15 protein-coding genes are annotated in these 21454 nt (G+C 63.2%); 11 read left to right on the forward strand and 4 right to left on the reverse strand.

Translation table 11 applies throughout. From position 1 onward, the window contains the following. The 5 genes from CO667_RS08210 to CO667_RS08230 all read left to right on the forward strand — a co-directional run bounded on the left by CO667_RS08210 (window position 1) and on the right by CO667_RS08230 (window position 9000). On the forward strand, window positions 1–909 hold the full coding sequence (locus CO667_RS08210; RefSeq protein ID WP_097617905.1) for an amino acid--[acyl-carrier-protein] ligase: 909 nt from the start codon (window positions 1–3) through the stop codon (window positions 907–909). After that, complete coding sequence (locus CO667_RS08215; RefSeq protein WP_179874102.1) at window positions 900–1880, forward strand: DUF1839 family protein; 981 nt, start codon at window positions 900–902, stop codon at window positions 1878–1880. The genes CO667_RS08210 and CO667_RS08215 overlap by 10 nt, the downstream gene beginning before the upstream one ends. 16 nt (window positions 1881–1896) lie before the next feature. Further along, window positions 1897–4377 carry a glycoside hydrolase family 2 protein gene (locus tag CO667_RS08220; protein ID WP_097617906.1) on the forward strand — a complete coding sequence of 827 codons (2481 nt, stop codon included), beginning with the start codon at window positions 1897–1899 and terminating at the stop codon, window positions 4375–4377. 45 nt (window positions 4378–4422) lie between these two features. Continuing rightward, window positions 4423–5601 carry a glycosyltransferase family 4 protein gene (locus CO667_RS08225; RefSeq protein ID WP_097617907.1) on the forward strand — a complete coding sequence of 393 codons (1179 nt, stop codon included), beginning with the start codon at window positions 4423–4425 and terminating at the stop codon, window positions 5599–5601. An 87-nt stretch (window positions 5602–5688) separates the two neighbouring features. Then, entirely contained in the window at window positions 5689–9000 is a 3312-nt protein-coding gene (locus tag CO667_RS08230; protein WP_097617908.1) for an alpha/beta fold hydrolase, read from the forward strand. 12 nt (window positions 9001–9012) lie between these two features. On the opposite strand, the gene CO667_RS08235 is transcribed toward CO667_RS08230, so the two are convergent. The 3 genes from CO667_RS08235 to CO667_RS08245 all read right to left on the reverse strand — a co-directional run bounded on the left by CO667_RS08235 (window position 9013) and on the right by CO667_RS08245 (window position 11550). Further along, entirely contained in the window at window positions 9013–10191 is a 1179-nt protein-coding gene (locus tag CO667_RS08235) for a glycosyltransferase family 4 protein (RefSeq protein WP_097617909.1), read from the reverse strand. A 145-nt stretch (window positions 10192–10336) separates the two neighbouring features. Continuing rightward, window positions 10337–10573: an Lrp/AsnC ligand binding domain-containing protein gene (locus CO667_RS08240; protein ID WP_097589936.1), complete on the reverse strand. Its 237-nt coding sequence runs from the start codon at window positions 10571–10573 to the stop codon at window positions 10337–10339. A gap of 68 nt (window positions 10574–10641) precedes the next feature. Then, window positions 10642–11550 carry a LysR family transcriptional regulator gene (locus CO667_RS08245; RefSeq protein ID WP_097617910.1) on the reverse strand — a complete coding sequence of 303 codons (909 nt, stop codon included), beginning with the start codon at window positions 11548–11550 and terminating at the stop codon, window positions 10642–10644. Between the two features lie 84 nt (window positions 11551–11634). Here CO667_RS08245 and CO667_RS08250 point away from each other — a divergent pair, with 84 nt between their 5' ends. The 6 genes from CO667_RS08250 to CO667_RS08275 all read left to right on the forward strand — a co-directional run bounded on the left by CO667_RS08250 (window position 11635) and on the right by CO667_RS08275 (window position 20050). Beyond that, window positions 11635–13065: a VOC family protein gene (locus tag CO667_RS08250; RefSeq protein WP_097617911.1), complete on the forward strand. Its 1431-nt coding sequence runs from the start codon at window positions 11635–11637 to the stop codon at window positions 13063–13065. 67 nt (window positions 13066–13132) lie between these two features. Next, window positions 13133–14416, forward strand: coding sequence for an FAD-binding oxidoreductase (locus tag CO667_RS08255; protein ID WP_097617912.1), 1284 nt, complete (start codon window positions 13133–13135; stop codon window positions 14414–14416). Window positions 14417–14442: 26 nt separating this feature from the next. Continuing rightward, window positions 14443–15981: an aldehyde dehydrogenase family protein gene (locus CO667_RS08260; protein ID WP_097617913.1), complete on the forward strand. Its 1539-nt coding sequence runs from the start codon at window positions 14443–14445 to the stop codon at window positions 15979–15981. Window positions 15982–16182: 201 nt separating this feature from the next. Then, window positions 16183–17199 carry an iron ABC transporter substrate-binding protein gene (locus CO667_RS08265; RefSeq protein WP_097617914.1) on the forward strand — a complete coding sequence of 339 codons (1017 nt, stop codon included), beginning with the start codon at window positions 16183–16185 and terminating at the stop codon, window positions 17197–17199. Window positions 17200–17348: 149 nt separating this feature from the next. After that, the gene (locus CO667_RS08270) at window positions 17349–19016 is read left to right on the forward strand and encodes an iron ABC transporter permease (RefSeq protein WP_097617915.1); all 1668 of its coding nucleotides are present in this window, start codon (window positions 17349–17351) and stop codon (window positions 19014–19016) included. Next, a complete protein-coding gene (locus tag CO667_RS08275; protein ID WP_097617916.1) occupies window positions 19013–20050 on the forward strand; it encodes an ABC transporter ATP-binding protein in 1038 nt (345 codons plus the stop codon). Before CO667_RS08270 ends, CO667_RS08275 begins: the two co-directional genes overlap by 4 nt. A gap of 42 nt (window positions 20051–20092) precedes the next feature. On the opposite strand, the gene CO667_RS08280 is transcribed toward CO667_RS08275, so the two are convergent. After that, entirely contained in the window at window positions 20093–21427 is a 1335-nt protein-coding gene (locus CO667_RS08280) for a glucoamylase family protein (protein WP_097617917.1), read from the reverse strand. Between the last annotated feature and the right edge of the window lie 27 nt (window positions 21428–21454).

Genomic DNA, 21454 nt, shown 5'->3' on the forward strand with positions numbered 1-21454 from the left:
ATGGATATGCAGACCTCGTTTCTGGACCGGCTCTTCGAGTCCGGCCTGCTGATCGATACCGGCGTTGACGGTCTCTATGGCCGCAGCGGCCAGTTCGAAGATGTCATCACCGCCTTCGAACGGCTGATCGACACATTCGGCGGCGCCGATGGCGCCGAGGCGATGCGTTTCCCGCCAGGCATGAACCGCGCGCTCTTCGAAAAGAGCGGTTACATGAAGAGCTTCCCGCAGCTTGCCGGCACGGTGCACAGCTTCTGCGGCAGCGAGCTCGACCATATGAGCCTGCTGCAATGCATGGAAGTCGGCGACGACTGGAGCAAGGACCAGAAGGCGACCGACATCGTGCTGACGCCGGCTGCCTGCTATCCGCTCTATCCGACGATCGCCAAGCGCGGCAACCTGCCGAAGACGGGCGGCCTGTTCGATCTGCAGTCCTACTGCTTCCGCCATGAGCCGTCGAAGGATCCCGCCCGCCAGCAGCTGTTCCGTATGCGCGAATATATCTGCATGGGCACCGAGCAGCATGTCACCGATTTCCGCCAGCGCTGGATGGACCGCGGCGTCGAGATGATGAAGCAGGTCGGCCTCGACGTGACCATCGATGTCGCCAACGACCCGTTCTTCGGCCGTGCCGGGAAAATGATGGTCAACAATCAGCGTGACCAGAATCTGAAGTTCGAATTGCTGATCCCGATCACCTCGGCCGCCAATCCGACCGCCTGCATGAGCTTCAACTACCATCAGGATTCCTTCGGCTTGAAGTGGGGTCTCAATCTCGAAGACGGCAGCGTCGCCCACACCGCCTGCGTCGGCTTCGGGCTGGAGCGTATCGCGCTTGCGCTGTTCCACCATCACGGGCTCGACGTGAAGGAATGGCCGGCCAGCGTGCGGAAAACGCTGTGGGGCTGAGCCGGTCGATGACATCGGTATTTTCGGGAATCGACCCGGAAACCTATCGGGCGCATGCGCTGCATGCCAGTGAGCGCGCCTGGCCGGAAACCAACTGCTATGTCGATCTCTGGATCGAGGTGCTGGCATCATCGGGTGTCGCGCCCGAGGCGATGCTGGGTTTTACCCTGACTCAGGATTTCGAGGGCGACCAGTTCACCTTCTTCAAGGTGCCGCTCGAAGATCTCGAAGCGCTCTACGGCATTCGCGCCACCGAACTTGCCATCTATGACCGCGTCGAACGGCATGTCGAAGTGCAGATCGCGCGCGGGCGTCTCTGCCTGATCGAGATGGATTCCTTCTACATGCCGGATACGCGCGGCACCGCCTACCGGCAGGAGCACGGCAAGACGACGGTTGCGATCAACCGGCTGGATGTTGCGGCCAAGCGCGTCGATTATTTTCACAATGCCGGCTATTTCCGCCTTGAAGGCGAGGATTTCGACGGGCTGTTCCAGCTGCACCTGACGGAAAACGATCCGCCATTCCTGCCCTATACGGAATTTGCGCGCTTCCCGGAAAACCCCGCGAATGAAAAGCATCTGCGGGAGACCGCGCGGCGGCTTGCCGGGGTTCATTTCATCCGGCGTCCCGGCGAAAATCCGATCCGCGCTTTTGCAACCGTCTTTCCGCAGCAGGTGGAAGCGGTGGCGGAACGGCCGTTCGGCTTTTTCCACAAATATGCCTTCAACACGCTTCGCCAGGTGGGCGCCAATTTCGAGCTGGCGGCCGATCACCTCGCCTGGCTTTCCGCCGATGAATTCGCTGAAGCCGCCGAGCATGCCCGGCGCATTTCGGACGCGGCGAAATCCGTGCAGTTCCAGCTTGCCCGCGCCATTGCCCGCAGGAAGTTCGAGCCGCTGCAGGCAGCCCTTGATCCGGCCGCCGATGCATGGGATGCCATGATGACATCGCTTGCGGGGCGAATCTGAAGCCGGAGATCTGACCATGCGGGGGCGTTTGGCAAGCATCGGTGCCGAGGAAAGTCTGCTTTCCGAAGGCTGGAACCTGATCCTGACGGAGCCGGGCGCCTGCGCGGTGCCGCACGACATTCACCTTTCCGCCCAGTTCATTCCCGCGCCCGTTCCCGGCACCGTTGCGGCAGCACTCGAAAAGGCCGGTCTCTTCGACCGCGAAAATCCCGAGCCGCTGAACACCAGAGATGCCTGGTATCTCTGCCGGCTCTTCGATGCCGAACCCGGCGAGGCGATCCTGCGGTTCGCAGGGCTTGCCACACTTTGCCATGTCTTTCTCAACGGCCAGGAAATCCTCTTTTCCGAAAGCATGTTCACGGCGCACGAGATTCCCGTGACGCTGACGGGCGGCGACGAGCTGGCGCTCTGTTTCCGGGCGCTCGGCCCCCGCCTGTCCGAGCCCGGCCCGCGCGCCCGCTGGCGGCCGCAGATGATCACGCCGGCGGGCCTCAAGAATTTCCGCACGACGCTGCTCGGCCATATGCCGGGCTGGTGCCCTGACATTCATGCCGTCGGGCCATGGCGGCCGATTTCGCTGGTGCGGCGCAATCCGGTCTCGATCGACAATGTCTCCATCCGCGCCGTGTTGGACGAGAATGGCGTCGGCCGCCTCAGCGTCTCCCTGCACAGCAATGCCGAAGAGCCGGCAATGCTGCTGCGCTGCGGCGGCATGGAGCAGCCCTTCGAGAAGGTCGGCGACAATCATTACTCGGCTATCCTCAAGCTTCCCGACATCGAGCCCTGGTGGCCGCATACGCATGGCGTTCCGCGTCTCCACGAACTGACGCTTATTGCCGACGGCGTCGAGTATCCGCTCGGCACAACCGGCTTCCGGCGGATCGACGTCGACCGCGGCGCCGATGGTGACGACTTCGCGCTCACCGTCAACGGCGAGCGCATCTTCTGCCGCGGCGCGGTGTGGACGACGGCCGATATCGCGCGGTTGCCGGGCGGGCGGGCCGATTATGAGCCGTTCCTGCGGCTTGCGGCGCAAGCCGGCATGAACATGATCCGCATCGGCGGCACCATGATCTATGAAACGCCCGATTTCTTCGCGCTCTGCGACGAGCTCGGCCTGCTCGTCTGGCAGGATTTCATGTTCGCCAATTTCGACTATCCGCGCAACGACAAGGCTTTTCTCGGCCACGTGCATGCGGAGGTCGAGGAATTCCTGCACGGCGTCCAGGCGGCGCCTTCGCTCGCCGTGCTTTGCGGCGGCAGCGAAATCCATCAGCAGGCGGCGATGCTCGGTCTGCCCATGGAATTCTGGAGCGGGCCTGTTACCGACGAGATCATCCCGGCCATTGCCACGCGCATGCGTCCCGACGTGCCCTATGTGCCGAACTCACCCTATGGCGGGGCGATGCCGTTTTCGCCGAATGCCGGTATCGCCCATTATTACGGCGTCGGCGCCTATATGCGGCCGCTTGCCGATGCGCGCCGTGCCGACGTGCGGTTTGCCTCCGAAAGCCTCGCCTTTGCGCATGTGCCGCAGCAAAGGACGCTGCAGCGTCATCTCGATGTGCCGGCCGTCCACAGCCCGCTCTGGAAGGCCCGGGTGCCGCGCGACCGCAGTGCCTCCTGGGATTTCGAGGATGTTCGCGACTTCTACCTGCAGCTTCTTTACGGTCTCGATCCGGCCCAGTTGCGCCGCGAAGATCCGGAACGCTATCTCGATCTCTCTCGCGCCGCGACCTGCGAGGTGATCGAGGAGACTTTTGCCGAATGGCGGCGCAAGGGCTCCGCGTGCAACGGCGCGCTCGTCTGGACGCTGCAGGACCTGTTGCCCGGCCCCGGCTGGGGGGTGATCGATTCCACCGGAGAGCCGAAGCCGGTCTGGTATGCGATGCGCCGTGCATTTCGGCCGGTGCAGGTGGTCTTCACCGACGAGGGAACCAACGGTCTCGACGTGCATGTTATCAACGAGACGGATGCCGCACTCGACGTGGAACTCGAGGTCGCCTGCCTGCGCGGGGGAAAACAGCAGGTCGTCAGCGGCAGCAGGGCCTTCAAGCTGGCGGCAAGGGACACGGAGCGTCTTGCCTGCACGGCACTCTTCGGCGCCTTTTTCGATACGACCTATGCCTTCCGTTTCGGGCGGCCGTCACATGATGCAAGTGTCGCACGCCTGCGTTCGCTGGCAGACGGCGCCATTTTGGCGGAAAGCTTCCACTTCCCCTGCGGGCGGGGGAAGGCGCTGTATAATGCAGCTATCGAAGCAACACTCGGCAGAGACGGCGACGACTGGTTCGTCGATCTGAGGACCGACCGGCTGGCGCAATCGGTGCATATCGACGTCGAAGGCTATCGGGCCGACGACGACTGGTTCCATCTCGCTCCCGGCGCATTGCGGCGCGTGAAACTGCATGCGCTCCCCGGCGCGGAGAGCGATATACCGCCTGCGGGCGAGATCAGAAGTCTGGGCAGTTCGCATCGCCTCGCGCTCGAGGGCTGACGCCCCCGCCGATGACGACGCCGATCCATTGAGAAAGACCGTGATTTGAGAACGATATACCGCTTTCTCCGTGCCCACCTCCTGCAGCGGCTGATCCCACGGTCGCGTCTTGCCTTCAATCCGCGCAAGCCGGTGGAAATCGTCGGTTATCTCTCGATGGCCGTCGGCGTCGGCGAATCGGCAAGGCTCTGCGCCGGCGCATTGTCGGAGGCGGGGCGGGCGATTTCGCTCTCCGACGTCAGTACGCATCCTGACGAGAATTCCTTCGCCGGCTGGACGCCATCGCATCTTTCCACCGAGCCGGCGGGAAGCCGGATCTGGCATCTCAACCCGCCGATGCTGCCGCGCGCCATCCTGAAGAAGGGTGCCGGAAATTTCACCCGCGCCTACAATATCGGCTATTTCGCCTGGGAACTCGAAGTCGTGCCGGCCGAGTGGCGCAACGCGATGCACTACATGAATGCCGTCTTCGTGCCGTCGGAATTCACCCGCCGGGCGATTGCGCCGCTCACCAAGGCGCCCGTCATCGTCGTTCCGCATCCGGTGACCGAGGCGCCGGCGACGGAAGGCATGCGGGAGAGGTTCGGCATCGAGAAGGACGCTTTTCTCGTCAGCTTCATCTTCAGCGCCGGCTCCTCGATCAACCGGAAAAACCCGCGGGCCGTGATCGAGGCCTTCAGGATATTTGCCGCCGAATGCCCAAACGCCTTCCTGTTGATGAAGGCCAGCGGCGATGTGAACAGGGATGAAGGCCTGCGTGAACTGGTTGCTTCGGTCGCCGGCAACAGCCGGATCAGGATCGTCACCGACAGGCTGTCGAACGCCGATATCAACGGCCTGATCCGTTCTTCCCAAGCCTATCTTTCGCTGCATCGTTCCGAGGGTTTCGGGCTGACGGTTGCCGAGGCGATCATGCAGCGCACGCCGGTTGTTTCCACGGCCTGGTCGGGAACCGCGGATTTCTGCGACCCCGACAGTAGCTGGCTGGTCGCCTCTCCCCTCATTCCGGTGGTCGATACGCATCCCGAATTTGCCGGGCTTGAGGGCGCCGTCTGGGCGGATCCCTCACCCGCCGAAGCGGCGGGGTATCTGAGGGAAATTTTCCGCGCGCCCGAGCTTGCACGGGAGAAGGCCGAGAAAGCGCGGGAGTTCCTGCTGCGATACCTTGCCGAGAACAGCTACGAGAAGGCGCTCCAAAAGCTGGCTGCGATGCAGGCCAGCTAAGATGAGGTCACCACTCCGCTTTATTTTAACATTTTCGCATTAGAGATGACGGGTAGCCGGCTTAGGCCGATCCTGGCGGATGGATAGATGTCGAAGGGTATTATCGCAAATTCGGTGATGAATGCGGCGGCGGGCATGCTCCTGTTGCTGACGGGCTTCGTGTCTTCGATCATCACTGCGCGGCTGCTCGGGCCGGAAGCCAACGGCATAGTCGCCTTCTCGCTCTGGCTGGTGGTCACCGGCGCCTCGATTGCCGAGCTCGGCTCCAGCATCACGCTCTTGAAGACTCTGCCGCAGCTTTCGGCGGAGGGCTACGATACGCGCCGCCGGCGGGGTTTTGCCGCCATCCTCGTCAGCTTCATGATGTTTTCGACCGTCGTGCTGCTGGCGCTCTATGCCCTGTTCTTCCTGACCTCGGAGAAGATGCACTGGGCGGAGACCGCGCCGTCCGTCGCTCTGGTCACCGGCGTGCTGTTCTTCATCCAGGCGATCGGATCCTTCGTCAAATTCTACCTGATCGGCGAAAAGAAGCTCGGCGCCTTCTTCAAGCTGACGGTCGCCGTCTCGATCGTGCAGCTTGCCGGTGTTGCCGCCGGCGCGGTTTTCTATGGCGTCGAGGGCGTTCTCGTCGGTTATGCGCTCGGCCAGCTCGTGCTGTTTTTCGCCACGCTGCCGATCCTTCTTGCGCGGCGCGACTGGTGCGGGGTCTCACTGAAATATCTCGCCTCCTCCTCCGTCATCCTGTCGATCCAGTTCATCATCGATTCGATCTTCCTCAACCGGCTCGAACTGCTCTTCCTGCAGCAATTCTGGTCGGTGGAGATGGTCGGCTATTATGCCGTCGGCCTGTCGATCGCCAATATCGCCCTGCAACTGCCGATCCAGATGACCGGCAGCCTGCTGCCCTATTATTCCGAGCGGCGCCACAACAGCGACGATTCGACGTTGCCGGTCGAGGTCTTTGCCGCGGTCACTCGCAGCATGGCCTATATCGTGCTGCCGATGAGCCTCGGGCTTGCCGCGATCTCCAGCGAACTGGTGCTGGTGGTGTTCGGCGAAGCTTTCCGCCGCAGCGGAACGGTGGTGGCGCTGCTGGCGCTGGTCGCGCCCGCCTATACTTTCATGCAGATCCTCAGCCTCTATCTGCTGTCGATGGATAGGGCCCGCTCCCGCCTCAAGATCAGTGTGATAGGTGGCCTGCTGATGGTAGCGGGTTGTTTACTGATCGTACCTAGGCTTGCCGCAGAGGGTGCCGCACTCGTGCGCATCCTCGTCTTCGTTGCGATGTCGGTGATGATGATCAGGCAGACAGGATTTGGATCCCAGCTCTCGAGTCTCTACACAAGCCTGACGAAGGTGACGCTCGCCTCCGTGCTCTGTGCGTGTGGAGCGATCTCCGTGCTGGAATTCGTCCAGGGTCCGATCGGCCTCGTCGCCGCGATCATCGCCGGGACATTCTGCTATTTCGCGGCACTGCGCGTGTTGCGCGCCGTGCCGGCCGAGGATGTCGAGGTCATGCGCTCCATTCTCGAGAAGATGCCGTCCATGCTGCGGCGGCCTGTGGGACACGCGATCAATTTCATCGCGCCGCGGCTTCCCGGCGATCCCGACCGCGCCAAGGTCGCGCCGGGCGAATTTTCGCTCGAACCGGCCGAGGGCGCCGGACGCAGTGCTGCCCTGCCTGTCGTCTTCGCCGGCACGATCGGGCTGTTCATGGCTGAAAATCCCGAGGTCAAGAAGCGTTCGGCCGCCGTGCTGTTCGTCAGCCCCTGGGGTTTCGAGGAAATGTGCAGCCGCAAATTCTTCCGCGTCGCGGCCGAGCATTTCGCCGATATCGGCGTGCCGAGCCTGCGCTTCGACTATCGCGGCACCGGCGATGCGCTCGATTTCGGCGCGCTGCCGGCACGGCTGGAAACCTGGGAAAATTCGATCCGCGCCGCCGCCGCCGAGCTGAAATCGCTCTCCGGCTGCGACCGTATCATCCTTATCGGACAGGGCCTCGGCGCAACGCTTGCCCATCGCATCGGCGCCTCGATCGAAGGTGTCGACAGCCTCGTCATGCTGGCGCCGGTGCTGAGCGGCCGGGCCTATCTGCGCGAACTCAACATGTGGTCCAAGATCATCGATGCCGATCTCGGCCTCGGCAAGGAGCATGTCCAGACCGCGAAGGTGCAGATTGCCGGGCTGGTCATGCCCGAAGAGATCGCCGCCGAACTCGGCAAGCTCAACATCGCCTCGCCGCAGGGGCTTGCCGCGTCGCGTTATCTGATCCTCGAACGTCCCGCCAGGGCCGATGATAGCGGCTTTGCCGATGCGCTGAAGGCGCTTGGCGCCGACGTCGAACAGACGGTTTTCGAAGGTTATGACGAGCTCGCCACCAATCCGCTGTTTGCCAAGACGCCGACCGGTGTCGTCGAGCGGCTGAGGGCCTGGCTGGAGGCGACGACGACGGAAACACCAGCCGCCCACTCGCTTGATGTGATCGAGAGCCCGCCGCTTGCCGGCGAGGGTTTTACCGAAACGCCGGTGCGTTTCGGCAGCCACAATCATCTGGTCGGCGTCGTCAGCCGGCCGCTCGGCGAGACCAAGGGCAATGCCGTGCTCTTCCTGTCGACGGCCTATGACCGGCATGCCGGCTGGGGACGCACGACGGTGGATATGGCGCGCGAGCTCGCCCGCCAGGGCGTCGTTTCGCTGCGCTTCGATTCCGCCAATGTCGGAGACAGCCCGCCGCGGCCGGATGCGCCGGAACAGGTGCTTTATTCGAATACGCAGACCGCGGATGCGGTCGCCTCGCTCGATCTGCTCGAAAGTATCGTCGCGGGTCCGATCATGGTGGCCGGCCGATGCAGCGGCGGCTATGTCGCCTTCCGCGCCGGCGTCGCCGACGAGCGGTTGAAGGCCGTCGTCTCGATCAATCCCTTCGTCTATTACTGGGACCCTGAGATACCGGTGCGCAAAGAGCATGTCGTCTCGGTTCCCCGCAGCCTCGATGATTACGGTCAGCGCCTGGCGCGGGTGGATACGCTGAAACGGCTCATCAGCGGCCAAGTGGATGTGGTGTCGGCGCTGCAGAATATCGTCATCGCCGGCGGCCGGCGTCTGTCGCCTTTCATCGCGCCGCTGCTCGAGCTGCTTCCCGACCGGCGCCATATCGCCCGCGAAGTCCGGCATTCCTTCGCGCTGTTTACCAAGCGCAAGGTGCCGCTGACGCTGATCTACAGTGAGGGTGATGTCGGGCTCGACCACGTCTATTTTCATTTCGGGCCGCGCGGCGCCAAGCTTTCCCGCTATCCGAACGTGCGGCTGCTGATGCTGCCGGATGCCGACCACAATCTGACGCCGCCGCAATCGCGGAAATTCGTGCTCGACGAGATCATCCGCTTAGCGAGGGCGTGAGGGATTTTAGGATCAGATCCGGTCGGCGGCGGCGACGTTCAGCGACCGATAGAGATCGATGTAACGGCCGGCAACGATGTCCCAGGAATAGCCGCGTGCGGCGTCGAGAAGCTTGGTGCGGACGACGTCCGGTTGGCGTGCGAGAGCCTCATAGGCGGCTTCGATCGCTGTCGCGGCGGTCTCTGAATTGGTGAAATCGGCAAGCCGGATGACCGGATGTCGGCCGGCAAGCGTGGCAAAGGCATCGTTGGCGTTCAGCACCGGCAGCAGGCCGGCGCTCATCGCCTCCAGCGCCACCAGGCCGAAACCTTCATATTCCGAGGCGGAAGCAAAGAGCGAGGCCTCAGCGATGATGCGCCGAATAGTGCCGTTATCGGGGGAGACGTGCAGGGTGACGCGGCCGGAAAGCTTGCGGCCTTCGATCGCGGCTTCGACATCGGCCCGGATCAGATCGGATTCGGCCCCGACGATGTCGAGATGCCATTCCGGGTCGCGGGTCTTCAGTACGGCCATCGCATCGAGCAGATGGTCCAGCCGCTTGTTCACCGAGAACCGCCCGATGGTGACGATGCGGCGTCTTGCCTGGCGCGAAGCGGTGTCGGCGAACTTGCCGATATCGGCGCCGTTTTCGATCAGCAGGCTGTCGGGCACGATCTCGGCAAACTGCTTGAGGTCGGAAGCGCTGCAGCAGACGACGCGCCGGTAGGCCAGCGCCGAAGCGCGGGTCAGCGTCCGGAACCAGATCTTCTTGATCGTCGCGTATTTCCTGGTGTGGAAGAAGCCGCCATGGGTGGTGACGATCATCGGCTTGCCATGCAGCCGCCGGCCCCAGGCGAGCGCATCGAAGAAGAAGTCGATGGCATGGACATGCACCAGATCGGCATCGCCGAGATGGCGGAAAACCTGCGGCGCCAGCGGATAACGGCTGCTGCCGGACCAGGGAATGCGCACCACCTCGATGCCGTCGATATTCTCGCGCGGCGGCAGCTTGTCTTCAGGCGCGGTGAACAGCGAATCGAGGGTGACGACGCGGACACGATAACCGCGGCGCACGGTCTGGCGGCTGAGATTGGCGACGACGTCTTCCAGGCCGCCGCGATTGGGCAGGAACTGGCGCACGACATGGACGATCAGCGGCGCCTTTTCCGGCTGCAGCCTCTCGCGCACCGTATCTGCCTCGACGATCGCCATTTTCCACCTATCGCTGCGCACGCCGCCTCATGTCGAGGCGGGACTCTTATAGCAACGACCAGATATCTCAGGCGTTAAGCTGCGGTTTAAGCGGTATCCTGAAAGGCGATTCTTCGCGAAAAAGGTTAACCGCCTCTGATGGAGATCAGAAGGCCTTGAAGGTCAACGTCGTCAGCGAGCGGACGATGCCTGATATATTGGCGATGTTGTCGTTGATGAACTTGCCGATATCCTGGCCTTCCTCGATGTAGACCTTCAGCAGCAGGTCGTAGTCGCCGCTTGTGGAATAGAGCTCCGAGACCAGTTCGGTCTGGTAGATGGCGTCGGCGACCTCATAGGTCTTGCCGGGGGCGCATTGGAGCTGGACGAAGATCGGCTTCATGGGGATTTCCTGCAAAGTTGTTTGGCCGGCATAATGGTCGAAAGCGCCGTGCCGATGCAAGCCGTTCGTCACGCCGCCGGGTTGGCGGCGGCTTCCGCGACGATCCAATCGCGAAAGGCGGCAAGCGGCGCATAATCGGCACGCTCTCTGGGAAAGGCGAGATAATAGCGCTCGCGGCTCTCCATTTCTCGGTCGACGGCGGCGACGAGATCGCCGCGCCTGATCTCCTCCTGCATCAGGAATGTCGGCAACAGGGCGACGCCGAGACCGGCGATCGCCGCCTGTGCGGCGGTGGCGAACTGGTCGAACAGCATACCGTGGACGTTTTCGAAGGAAACGCCGTTGCCGGCAAACCATTGCTCCCAGGCATCCGGGCGCGTCGTCAAGTGCAGAAGCGGAACGGCAAGCAGATCCTGCGGCCCGGAGATCGCGTATTGTTTCAGAAAATCGGGACTGCAGGCCGGTACCGTGCGCTCGGACATCAGAAAGGCGAGTTCGGCGCCCGGCCAGTGCGGATGACCGAAATGGATGGCGGCGTCGATCGAATCGAGGCGGAAATCGAAGGGCGAAAGCCGGGTCACCAGATTGATGGTTACACCGGGATTGGCAGCGAGGAAGCGGCCAAGGCGCGGCGCCAGCCAGCGGGTGCCGAAGGTCGGCAGGATGGCGAGATTGAGCGTGCCGCCATGCGGATTGGCGCGCAGGTTCAGCGAGGCGCTCGATATGCGCCGCAGCGCCTCGCGGATCTCACGGGCATAACTGTCGCCGGCCAGCGTCAGCCGCATGGTCTGGCGTTCGCGCAGGAAGAGCTCGACGCCGAGCTGCTCCTCCAGCGCGCTCACCTGGCGGCTGACGGCGCTCTGCGTCAGATCGAGTTCGCGCGCGGCCGCCGTCACGCTGCCGGTGCGGGCAACCGCCTCGAAGGCGGCGAGATGTGAAATCGACGGCAGAAAACGCCTTGAAGCGAACATCGTCATTCCATTTCAGAATGAGCTATTTCCAAATTGTCGATATTTCCGGCTTTGTGGCTGAAGTAAAGAGGCTCATCCTGCAAAAACGGAATGAGCCGGAGTTCTCTGATGCCGCAAGCCTTCGTTTCCACAGACCGTATCCGCTCGCTTTTCACCGAAGCGATGTCGCAGATGTATCGGGCGGAGGTGCCGCAATACGGCACGCTGATCGAACTGGTGGCTGACGTGAATGCCGGTTGCCTCGAAAACGACCCCGATCTGCGCGAGCGTTTGACCCAAGCCGGCGAGCTGGAGCGCATCGACGTCGAGCGCCACGGCGCCATCCGGCTCGGCACGGCAGAGGAGCTTTTCACCATCCGCCGCCTGTTTGCGGTCATGGGCATGCAGCCGGTCGGCTATTACGATCTCTCGGTCGCCGGCGTGCCGGTTCATTCCACCAGCTTCCGGCCGATCGACGAGGCGGCGCTCAACGTCAATCCGTTCCGGGTCTTCACCTCGCTGTTGCGATTGGAACTGATCGAGGACGAAGGACTGCGCGCTGAAGCCGAAGCCATTCTGGCGGCGCGGCGCATCTATACGCCGCGCGCCGTCGCGCTGATCGAGCGTCACGAGCAGAATGGCGGCCTGACCGAGGCGGAAGCGCGGGAATTCGTCGCCGAGGCGCTTGAAACCTTCCGCTGGCACGGCGAGGCGACGGTCAGCGCCGAGACCTATAAGCGCCTGCACGATGCGCACCGGCTGATCGCCGACGTCGTTAGCTTCAAGGGACCGCACATCAACCACCTGACGCCGCGCACGCTCGATATCGACGCGGTCCAGGCCCGCATGCCGGAACGCGGCATCACGCCGAAAGCCGTCATCGAAGGGCCGCCGCGCCGTCATTGCGATATCTTGCTGCGGCAGACGAGTTTCAAGGCGCTGGAGGAAACGATCATCTTTTCCGGTGACAAGGATGCGGTTCAAGGGACGCATACCGCTCGTTTCGGCGAGATCGAACAGCGCGGCGTGGCGCTGACGGCCAAGGGCCGGGCGCTCTACGACCAACTGCTCGCCTCGGTTCGCGGCGAGGTGCAGGTCGGCGCCGGCGGCGCCAAGGCTGGCGCCTACGACGACGAACTCGCCACGCGTTTCAAGGCATTGCCGGACAGCTGGGATGAGCTGCGCAAGGCGGATCTCGCCTTCTTCCGCTATTCCGCGACGCCTGCGGGCATTGCCGCCGCGGTCGGCAGTACGCTGCCCAGCGATCCGGCGGCGCTGATCGCCAAGGGTTATCTTGCCTTCGCACCGATCGTCTATGAAGACTTCCTGCCCGTCAGCGCGGCCGGCATTTTCCAGTCGAATCTCGGCACCGATCAGCAGCAGAATTATGCGACGCATTCCAACCGCGATGCCTTCGAGGCGGCGCTCGGCGCCACCGTTCAGGACGAGCTGGCGCTTTATGCCGAGCGCCAGGCGACCTCGCTGGAGGCGGCGATGGAAGCGCTCGGCCTTGCAGGCCTGCAGCTGAAGACCGTTGCCTGAAATGTCGGCTTCAACACCTGGTTTTATGGGTTAGAGTAGCGCAATTTCGATCCGATCGGACCAAACCATGCTGAATGATCCGCGCTCCCACGGCCTTTGGGAAAAGACCGCCCCCGAACCGCCGGCCACCGCACCTCTGGAAGGCGCGGTCTCGGCCGATGTCGTCATCGTCGGCGGCGGTTACCTCGGCCTCTCCTCCGCTTTGCATCTTGCCGAAGCCGGCTCGAAGGTGGTGCTGCTGGAGGCGAAGGAGATCGGTTTCGGCGGCGCGGGGCGCAATGTCGGCCTGATCAATGCCGGCATGTGGGTGATGCCTGACGATCTGCCCGGCGTGCTCGGCCCGGTGCATGGCGAACGCCTGCTCGATCTGCTCGGCAATGCGCCGAAACTGGTCATGGCGCTGATCGACAAGCATGGCATCGCCTGCGAACTCGAACGGAACGGTACGCTACATTGCGCGGTCGGCGCGGACGGGCTGAAGGAGATCGAGGAACGCGCGGCGCAATGGTCTGCGCGCGGCGCGCCCGTGACGCTGCTCGATGCGGCGGAGACCGCCAAACGCATCGGCAGCGATGCCTATACCGGTTCGCTGCTCGACAAACGCGCCGGAACGCTGCAGCCACTTGCCTATGCCCGCGGCCTTGCCCATGCCGCCGTCAAGGCCGGGGTCGCCATTCACACATCCAGCCCCGTCATTGCAACGGAGCAAAACGGCAGCCGCTGGATCGTGAAGACGGCAAAGGGCGAGGTCAGCGCGGACTGGATCATCGTTGCGACCGATGCCTACAGCACCGGTCCTTTCGAGCAGGTGCGCAACGAACAGGTCTATCTGCCCTATTTCAATTTCGCCACCGCGCCGCTCGGCCATAATCTGCGTCAGTCGATCCTGCCGGGGCGGGAAGGCGCATGGGATACCAAGGAAATCCTCTCCTCCTTCCGCATGGACCAGGCCGGCCGGCTCGTTTTCGGCAGTGTCGGGGCGCTGCGCAATACCGGGCTTGCCGTGCACAAGGGCTGGGCGAAACGCGCATTGAAGCGGCTCTTCCCCGTTATTGGCGATGTCGAATTCGAGTGCGAATGGTATGGCCAGATCGGCATGACCGACAATGCGCTGCCGCGCTTCCACAAATTCGCGCCTGGGGTTGTCGGCTTTTCGGGTTACAATGGCCGCGGCATTGCACCCGGCACGGTCTTTGGTCGCACGCTGGCAGAGCATATCCTCGGCCGGCTTCCGGAAGCCGATCTACCGCTGCCGCTGACGGCACCCACCGAACCGAGCTTCCGCGCGCTCAAGGAAATATGGTACGAAGCCGGCGCTCAGGTCGCCCATTTCGCCGATGCCCGCTTCTAAAGCACAATAAGATTGGAAACACGACAATGACCATCGCCGTCCTCGATCTCGCCACCGAAACCGCCAAGCTGCTTGCCGAACTCGGCGTCGATGCCGGCCGCTATCACGGCGGCACGCTTTCCGTCACCTCGCCGGTCACCGGCAAGGAAATCGGCAAACTCAAGGAGCATTCCGTTTCCGAGATGAAGGCGGCGATCGAAGCGGCGCACCAGGCCTTCCTCGAATGGCGTGCCGTGCCGGCGCCGAAGCGCGGCGAACTGGTCCGCCTGCTCGGCGAGGAGCTGCGCGCCGCAAAGACGGCGCTCGGCCGTCTCGTCTCGATCGAGGTCGGCAAGATCACCTCCGAAGGCCTCGGCGAAGTGCAGGAGATGATCGACATCTGCGATTTCGCCGTCGGTCTTTCCCGCCAGCTCTACGGCCTGACGATCGCCACCGAGCGCTCCGAGCACCGGATGATGGAAAGCTGGCATCCGCTCGGCGTGGTCGGCATCATCTCCGCCTTCAATTTCCCGGTCGCCGTCTGGTCGTGGAATGCGGCGCTGGCGATGGTCTGCGGCAATTCCACTGTCTGGAAGCCTTCGGAAAAGACGCCGCTAACTGCGCTTGCCGTGCAGGCGCTGTTCGAAAAGGCGCTGAAGCGTTTCGTCGCCGAGGGCGGCACGGCGCCTGCCAATCTGTCGACGCTGATCATCGGCGGCCGCGATGTCGGCGAAGTGCTGGTCGACCATCCGAAGATCCCGCTCGTCTCCGCCACCGGCTCGACGGCCATGGGCCGGGCGGTCGGTCCGCGCCTGTCGCAGCGTTTTGCCCGCGGCATTCTCGAACTCGGCGGCAACAATGCGGCGATCGTCTGCCCGAGCGCCGATCTCGACCTGACGCTGCGCGGCGTTGCCTTCTCCGCCATGGGCACGGCCGGCCAGCGCTGCACGACGCTGCGCCGTCTGTTCGTGCATGAAAGCGTCTACGACCAGCTGGTGCCGCGCCTGCAGAAGGCCTATGGCTCCGTCACCATCGGCAATCCGCTGGAAAGCGGCACGCTTGTGGGGCCGCTGATCGACGGCCAGGCTTTCGAGAAGATGCAGGCCGCACTCGGCGAGGCGAAATCGGCCGGCGGCACGGTGACCGGCGGCGAGCGCGTCGGCAACGGTTTGACCGATGCCTTCTACGTTCGCCCGGCGCTCGTCGAAATGCCTGATCAGACCGGCCCGGTCGAACACGAGACCTTCGCACCGATCCTCTATGTGATGAAATACAGCGACTTCGACGCGGTGCTGGCGCTGCATAATGCCGTGCCGCAGGGACTGTCGTCGTCGATCTTCACCAACGACATGCGCGAGGCCGAAACCTTCGTCTCTGCCCGCGGTTCGGATTGCGGCATCGCCAACGTCAACCTCGGGCCGTCGGGTGCCGAGATCGGCGGCGCCTTCGGTGGTGAGAAGGAGACCGGCGGCGGCCGCGAATCCGGCTCGGATGCCTGGAAGGCCTATATGCGCCGCTCCACCAACACGATCAACTACGGCAGAACGTTGCCGCTGGCGCAGGGCGTCAAGTTCGACGTCGAATAGGCCGGCTACAAAAGAAAAGGCGGCGCTTGCGGAGCGTCGCCTTTGACCGAATTGAGATTTATTCCGTGGTAATATGAAATATTTTGTCAAGTTATTGTGATGTCTTTTCCGGCCAATCCAAACTTGAAATTGACAGTCAGGAAAAATATACGCCTCTGATCGCCCTTGGAGAGCTCGGGTGACATCGCTACGGAGGCCATCATGAACACTGCTCTTAACCGTTTTTCCCTCGCGCTTGCCGCTTCGCTTTTTTCCGCCACTGCGCTTGCAGGCAGCGCCAATGCGCAGGATGAAGGTCTCGTCGTTTACAATGCCCAGCACGAAAGCCTCGGCCGCGAATGGATCGATGCTTTCACAAAGGAGACCGGCATCAAGGTCACCATGCGCCAGGGCAGCGACATGCAGTTCGCCAACCAGATCATCCAGGAAGGCGACGCCTCTCCGGCTGACGTCTTCCTGACCGAGAATTCGCCTGCCATGACGCTGGTCGATGGCGCGGGCCTTTTCGCCCCCATCGAAAAGGAAACGCTGGATCAGGTTCCGGATCAGTATCGCCCGGCTGACGGCATGTGGACCGGCATTGCCGCCCGCACCACCGTTTTTGCCTATGACAAGACGAAGCTCACCGAAGACAAGCTGCCGAAGTCGCTGCTCGACCTCCAGGATCCGGCCTGGAAGGGCCGCTGGGGTGCGGCACCTGCCGGCGCCGACTTCCAGGCCATCGTCGCAGCCCTGCTGCAGCTGAAGGGCGAAGATGCCACCAAGGCATGGCTGAAGGGCCTCAAGGACAATGCCACGCCCTACAAGGGCAACAGCGTCGCCATGAAGGCCGTCAATGCCGGCGAAGTCGAAGGCGCGGTCATCTATCATTATTACTGGTTCGGCGATCAGGCCAAAACCGGCGAGAACAGCAAAAATGTCGGCATGCATTACTTCAAGAACCAGGATCCGGGCGCTTTCGTCAGCGTTTCGGGCGGCGGCGTCCTGAAGTCCACGCAGCACATGAAGGAAGCCCAGGCTTTCCTGAAGTTCGTCACCGGTAAGGCCGGCCAGGCGGTTCTCAAGGACGGCACCTCTTATGAATATGCCATCGGCAAGGATGCGCCTTCCAACGACAAGCTCACGCCGCTTGCCGATCTCAACGCGCCGAAGGTCGAAGCTTCGACCCTCGACAGCAAGAAGGTCGTGGAGCTGATGACGGCGGCCGGCCTGATCTAAAGCGTGGCGTGCCACACTTTAGATCTTTCGTTTTCCGCATGTCGTCGTCGCAAAACCGCGGCACACTTTTGCGCGACATGCTTTGACTTTTCTGCCGCAGGCTTGCCTCGGCCAAAACTGTTGCTTTTGGCTCAAGAAAACCTTAGGGCATGACGATATCCGGCAACCGTCTTTCAAAGGCGGTTGCCTTCCTTTTTCAGCGTGTGAAGGCATCGGCCTTGCTGCAGGACAACAGATTGCTCGCATCCGGCAACGAAGCGCCGGTGGCGCCGAGGACCGTGCGAATGGTTTTGCCGCGTGGACGCATGCCGCACGCTTCGGTGATCCTGCTTGCCACCGTGGTCGCGATCTTCAGCCTCGTGCCGCTCGGTTTCATCGGCTGGGTAACCTACGATGTCGGCTGGGAAACGGTGAAGGCCCTGGTCTTCCGGCCGCGCGTCGGCGAACTCCTGGTCAATACGGTTCTGCTTGAAACAATCACCATTCCGCTGTCGATCGCGCTTGCCGTGACGCTTGCCTGGCTGACCGAGCGGACGGACATCCCTTTCCCGCGGCTCTGGGCCTGGCTTGCAATTGCTCCGCTCGCCGTGCCCGCCTTCGTGCACAGCTATGCCTGGGTCAGCCTCGTTCCCGGCATGCGCGGCCTGCAGAGCGGTGTCTTCGTCTCGGTCATCGCCTATTATCCCTTCCTCTACCTGCCAGTTGCCGCAGCATTGCGCCGTCTCGATCCGGCGATCGAAGATGCGGCGGCTTCGCTCGGCCTCAATCCCTGGCGGGTGTTTTTCCGCGCCGTGCTGCCGCAGCTGAGGCTGCCCATCTGCGGCGGCTCGCTGCTGATCGCGCTGCATCTGCTGTCGGAGTACGGCCTGTTCGTGATGATCCGGTTCGACACTTTCGCGACTGCCATCGTCGACCAGTTCCAGTCCTCCTACAACAGCCCGGCCTCCAACATGCTCGGCGGCGTGCTCGTCGCCTGTTGTCTTTTTCTGCTCGGCCTCGAGGTGCTGGTGCGCGGCAACGAACGTTATGCCCGCGTCGGTTCCGGCTCGCCGCGTCCGGCGGACCGCCGCCGGCTGGGCTGGTTCGTGGTGCCGGCCGTTTTGCTGCCCATCATCCTGGCGGTGCTGACCCTCGGCGTGCCGCTGGTGACGCTTGGTCGCTGGCTCTATCTCGGCGGCGCCGACATCTGGCGCATCGAAGTCGGCAGCGCCTTCCTGCAGACGATTGTGCTTGCCATTGTCGGCGGCGTGCTGGCGACGATTGCCGCGGCACCGATGGCCTGGCTTTCGGTGCGGGCGCCCGGCCGGTTCCAGCGCGTGCTCGAGGCCTGCCATTATTATGTCGGCTCGCTGCCGGGCGTCGTCGTGGCGCTGGCGCTGGTGACGATCACCGTGCGTCTCGTGCTGCCGCTCTATCAGACCTTCGCAACGCTCATTGTCGCCTATGTGATGCTTTTCCTGCCGCGTGCCATGGTCGGGCTGCGTGCCAGCATCGCCCAGGCTCCGGTGGAGCTGGAGCGCGCCGCGATGGGCCTCGGCCGCACGCCGGGCCAGGCGGTACGGCAGATCACCATGCGGCTTGCAGCACCGGGAGCTGCTGCCAGCGTCGCGCTCACGGCACTCGGCATTACCAATGAACTGACGGCGACACTGATGCTGTCGCCCAACGGCGTCGATACGCTGGCGACGAAATTCTGGTCGCTGACCAGCGAGATCGATTACGTCTCGGCCGCACCCTATGCCTTCATGATGGTCGTTCTGTCGCTGCCGCTCACCCTGACACTCTATACCCAATCGAAACGGACCGTCGGCCAATGACGCTGCTTACGATCGAAAACATCAGCAAGCGCTACGGCCCGGTGCAGGCGTTGAAGGATATTTCGCTCGACGTCTCGGCGGGCAGCCGCACCGCCGTCGTCGGCCCGTCCGGCTCGGGCAAGACGACCCTGCTGCGCATCATTGCCGGCTTCGAGCAGCCCGATGTCGGCCGTGTGACGCTGGATGGCGAGGTGCTGGCAGACGGTGCGGCGACAGTGCCGGCGCACAAGCGCGGCATCGGCATCGTCTCGCAGGATGGCGCGCTGTTTCCGCACCTAAGCGTTGCCGAGAATATCGGCTTCGGGTTTGAGCGCGGGGCAGCCGATCGCGACAAGCGCATCCTCGATCTGCTCGATATGGTCGAGCTCGACCGCGGCATGCTGGTGCGGCGCCCGCATCAGCTGTCCGGCGGCCAGCAGCAGCGCGTGGCGCTCGCCCGCGCGCTCGGCCGCAAGCCGCGGCTGATGCTGCTCGACGAACCTTTCTCGGCCCTCGATACCGGGCTGCGCGAGAATATGCGCAAGGCGGTGGCGCGCGTGCTGCAGGCGGCCGGCATCACTACCATTCTCGTCACCCATGATCAGGAAGAGGCGCTGACCTTTGCCGATCAGGTGGCGGTGCTGAGGGAAGGACGGTTGATCCAGGCCGGGTCGCCGCAATCCTTGTATCTGCATCCGCGCGATCGCGAGACGGCGCTGTTTCTCGGTGACGCCGTGCTGCTTCCCGCCATCATCCGCAACGGTCTTGCCGATTGCGCCCTCGGCCACGTTGCCGTCGAGGGCAGTCGCCAGGGGAAGGCGGAGATCATGCTGCGGCCCGAACAGATCCGCGTCGTTGCCGATGAAATCGACCGCAGCTATGGCGGCCGTGTCGTCGAGGTGGAATTCGGCGGCGCGGTCTGCACGGTTGCGGTTTCGCTGGACGGCGTTGCCCTACCGCCGATCCTGATCAAAACCTCGAGCGTCGCGCTGCCGGCGCGAGGCGACCTCGTTCGCCTCGATATCGCCGGCAAGGCGCATGTCTTCGAGAACTGAGTGAGAGTCCCGGAAATCGATTTCGATTATCGGGACTATGTTTTAGCCGAACTTGCGCACCACTTCTTCCGGCTCGATGCCTTCGAGCCAGCCGCCGGTAAAGCCGGCGCGCTCGAGCCCGAGGCGGAAGACGGGCGATTGCCGCATCAGCTTCCAGATGAAGTCGGAGCGCTCGTTCTCGATCGTCATCACGACAAGACCCTGGTCGATGCCGACGGTGCGGTCGTCGACCCAGCCTTCCGGCCGCCTGGTCTTGACCGTTGGATTGAAGCCGCCGGGAAAGCCGCCTTCCAAAAGCAGGTTCGGATAGGTGGTCAGAAGCGCCTTGGTGCCGTCGAGAGCGGCCTGCTTGTCGTAGGGCAGGCAGGCGAGGGCGGCCCAGGGCGCGATCGTGCCGTCATCGGGGCCGAGCGGGGCGCCGCGGGCGGCATAACCCAGAACCTTCGGCTGGCGGCCGCCGCGCATGCGCCGTGTCGGCGGCGGGCCGTCACAGGCGGAAAATCCCCAGATATTCCTGTTATAACCGACGAACTGGCCGGGATTGCGCTCGGCATAATCACGCTGGACGTTGATGACAACCTGCGTGTTGCGGAAATAATCCCAGTTGCGCTCTGCCATCGGCTTGTCCCGAATGCCGCGGAAATCGATCCAGGCGTGCGAGAAGAGATGGATGAACAGCGGCCCGGCATAGAGGTAGGACTGTTCGCCGTGCAGCATCCAGGAATAGCTTGACGTAAAGGCGTCGTAGCATGACTGCGGAATGGGGTGCGTCGGCGAGCCGAGCGCCAGCGCATAGAGGATGATCGCCTCGTCGAAGCCGTGATAGCGCCAGCGCAGGAAGCCGGAAGAGGGCTTCCAGCCCATGGCAATGGTGTCGCCCTTGTTCAGTGCCCAGCGCCAGTCGACGCGCTCGTAGATGAAGGTGGCGAGTTCCCGGATTTCAACTTCCGTCTCGTCGTCTTCGCGATTGAAATATTGCGCTGCCGTCAGGATGCCGGCGACGAGCAGCGCCGTATCGATCGTCGAAAGCTCGCTGTTCCAGGCGCGGTTGCCGGTATCCATGTGCAGGAAGTGGTAGAAGAAGCCGCGGTAGCCGGTCGCGTGGCGCTCTTCGCCCTGGCGCGCTTCGGCAAAGAAACGCAGCGTATTGACCGTGCGCTCGGCTGCTTCCTGGCGGCTGATCCAGGAGCGCTCGACACCGACGGGATAGGAGGAGAGCGCAAAGCCGACGGCTGCGATGCTCGCCGGCACGCCGCCGATCGAGGTATCGGCCACCAGGCCATTTTCGGGGTTGGAGTATTTCAGGAAGTACTTGAATGCCGAATGCTGCAGCCTGTCGACGAGTGCTGCATCAATGTCTTCAATCCGTTGCAGCATAGGCTCCTACCCAACTGTTGCATCGCC

The organism is Rhizobium sp. L43 (genome assembly GCF_002531725.1).
GTDB lineage: Bacteria > Pseudomonadota > Alphaproteobacteria > Rhizobiales > Rhizobiaceae > Rhizobium.

Excerpts from the sequence above, each read along its gene's own strand:
- CO667_RS08255 (WP_097617912.1), top strand. The coding sequence starts at position 13,133 with ATGCTGAATGATCCGCGCTCCCACGGCCTTTGGGAAAAGACCGCCCCC.
- CO667_RS08270 (WP_097617915.1), top strand. The coding sequence starts at position 17,349 with ATGACGATATCCGGCAACCGTCTTTCAAAGGCGGTTGCCTTCCTTTTT.
- CO667_RS08245 (WP_097617910.1), bottom strand. The coding sequence starts at position 11,550 with ATGACGATGTTCGCTTCAAGGCGTTTTCTGCCGTCGATTTCACATCTC.
- CO667_RS08260 (WP_097617913.1), top strand. The coding sequence starts at position 14,443 with ATGACCATCGCCGTCCTCGATCTCGCCACCGAAACCGCCAAGCTGCTT.
- CO667_RS08240 (WP_097589936.1), bottom strand. The coding sequence starts at position 10,573 with ATGAAGCCGATCTTCGTCCAGCTCCAATGCGCCCCCGGCAAGACCTAT.
- CO667_RS08220 (WP_097617906.1), top strand. The coding sequence starts at position 1,897 with ATGCGGGGGCGTTTGGCAAGCATCGGTGCCGAGGAAAGTCTGCTTTCC.
- CO667_RS08265 (WP_097617914.1), top strand. The coding sequence starts at position 16,183 with ATGAACACTGCTCTTAACCGTTTTTCCCTCGCGCTTGCCGCTTCGCTT.
- CO667_RS08210 (WP_097617905.1), top strand. The coding sequence starts at position 1 with ATGGATATGCAGACCTCGTTTCTGGACCGGCTCTTCGAGTCCGGCCTG.
- CO667_RS08235 (WP_097617909.1), bottom strand. The coding sequence starts at position 10,191 with ATGGCGATCGTCGAGGCAGATACGGTGCGCGAGAGGCTGCAGCCGGAA.
- CO667_RS08280 (WP_097617917.1), bottom strand. The coding sequence starts at position 21,427 with ATGCTGCAACGGATTGAAGACATTGATGCAGCACTCGTCGACAGGCTG.
- CO667_RS08230 (WP_097617908.1), top strand. The coding sequence starts at position 5,689 with ATGTCGAAGGGTATTATCGCAAATTCGGTGATGAATGCGGCGGCGGGC.
- CO667_RS08275 (WP_097617916.1), top strand. The coding sequence starts at position 19,013 with ATGACGCTGCTTACGATCGAAAACATCAGCAAGCGCTACGGCCCGGTG.
- CO667_RS08250 (WP_097617911.1), top strand. The coding sequence starts at position 11,635 with ATGAGCCGGAGTTCTCTGATGCCGCAAGCCTTCGTTTCCACAGACCGT.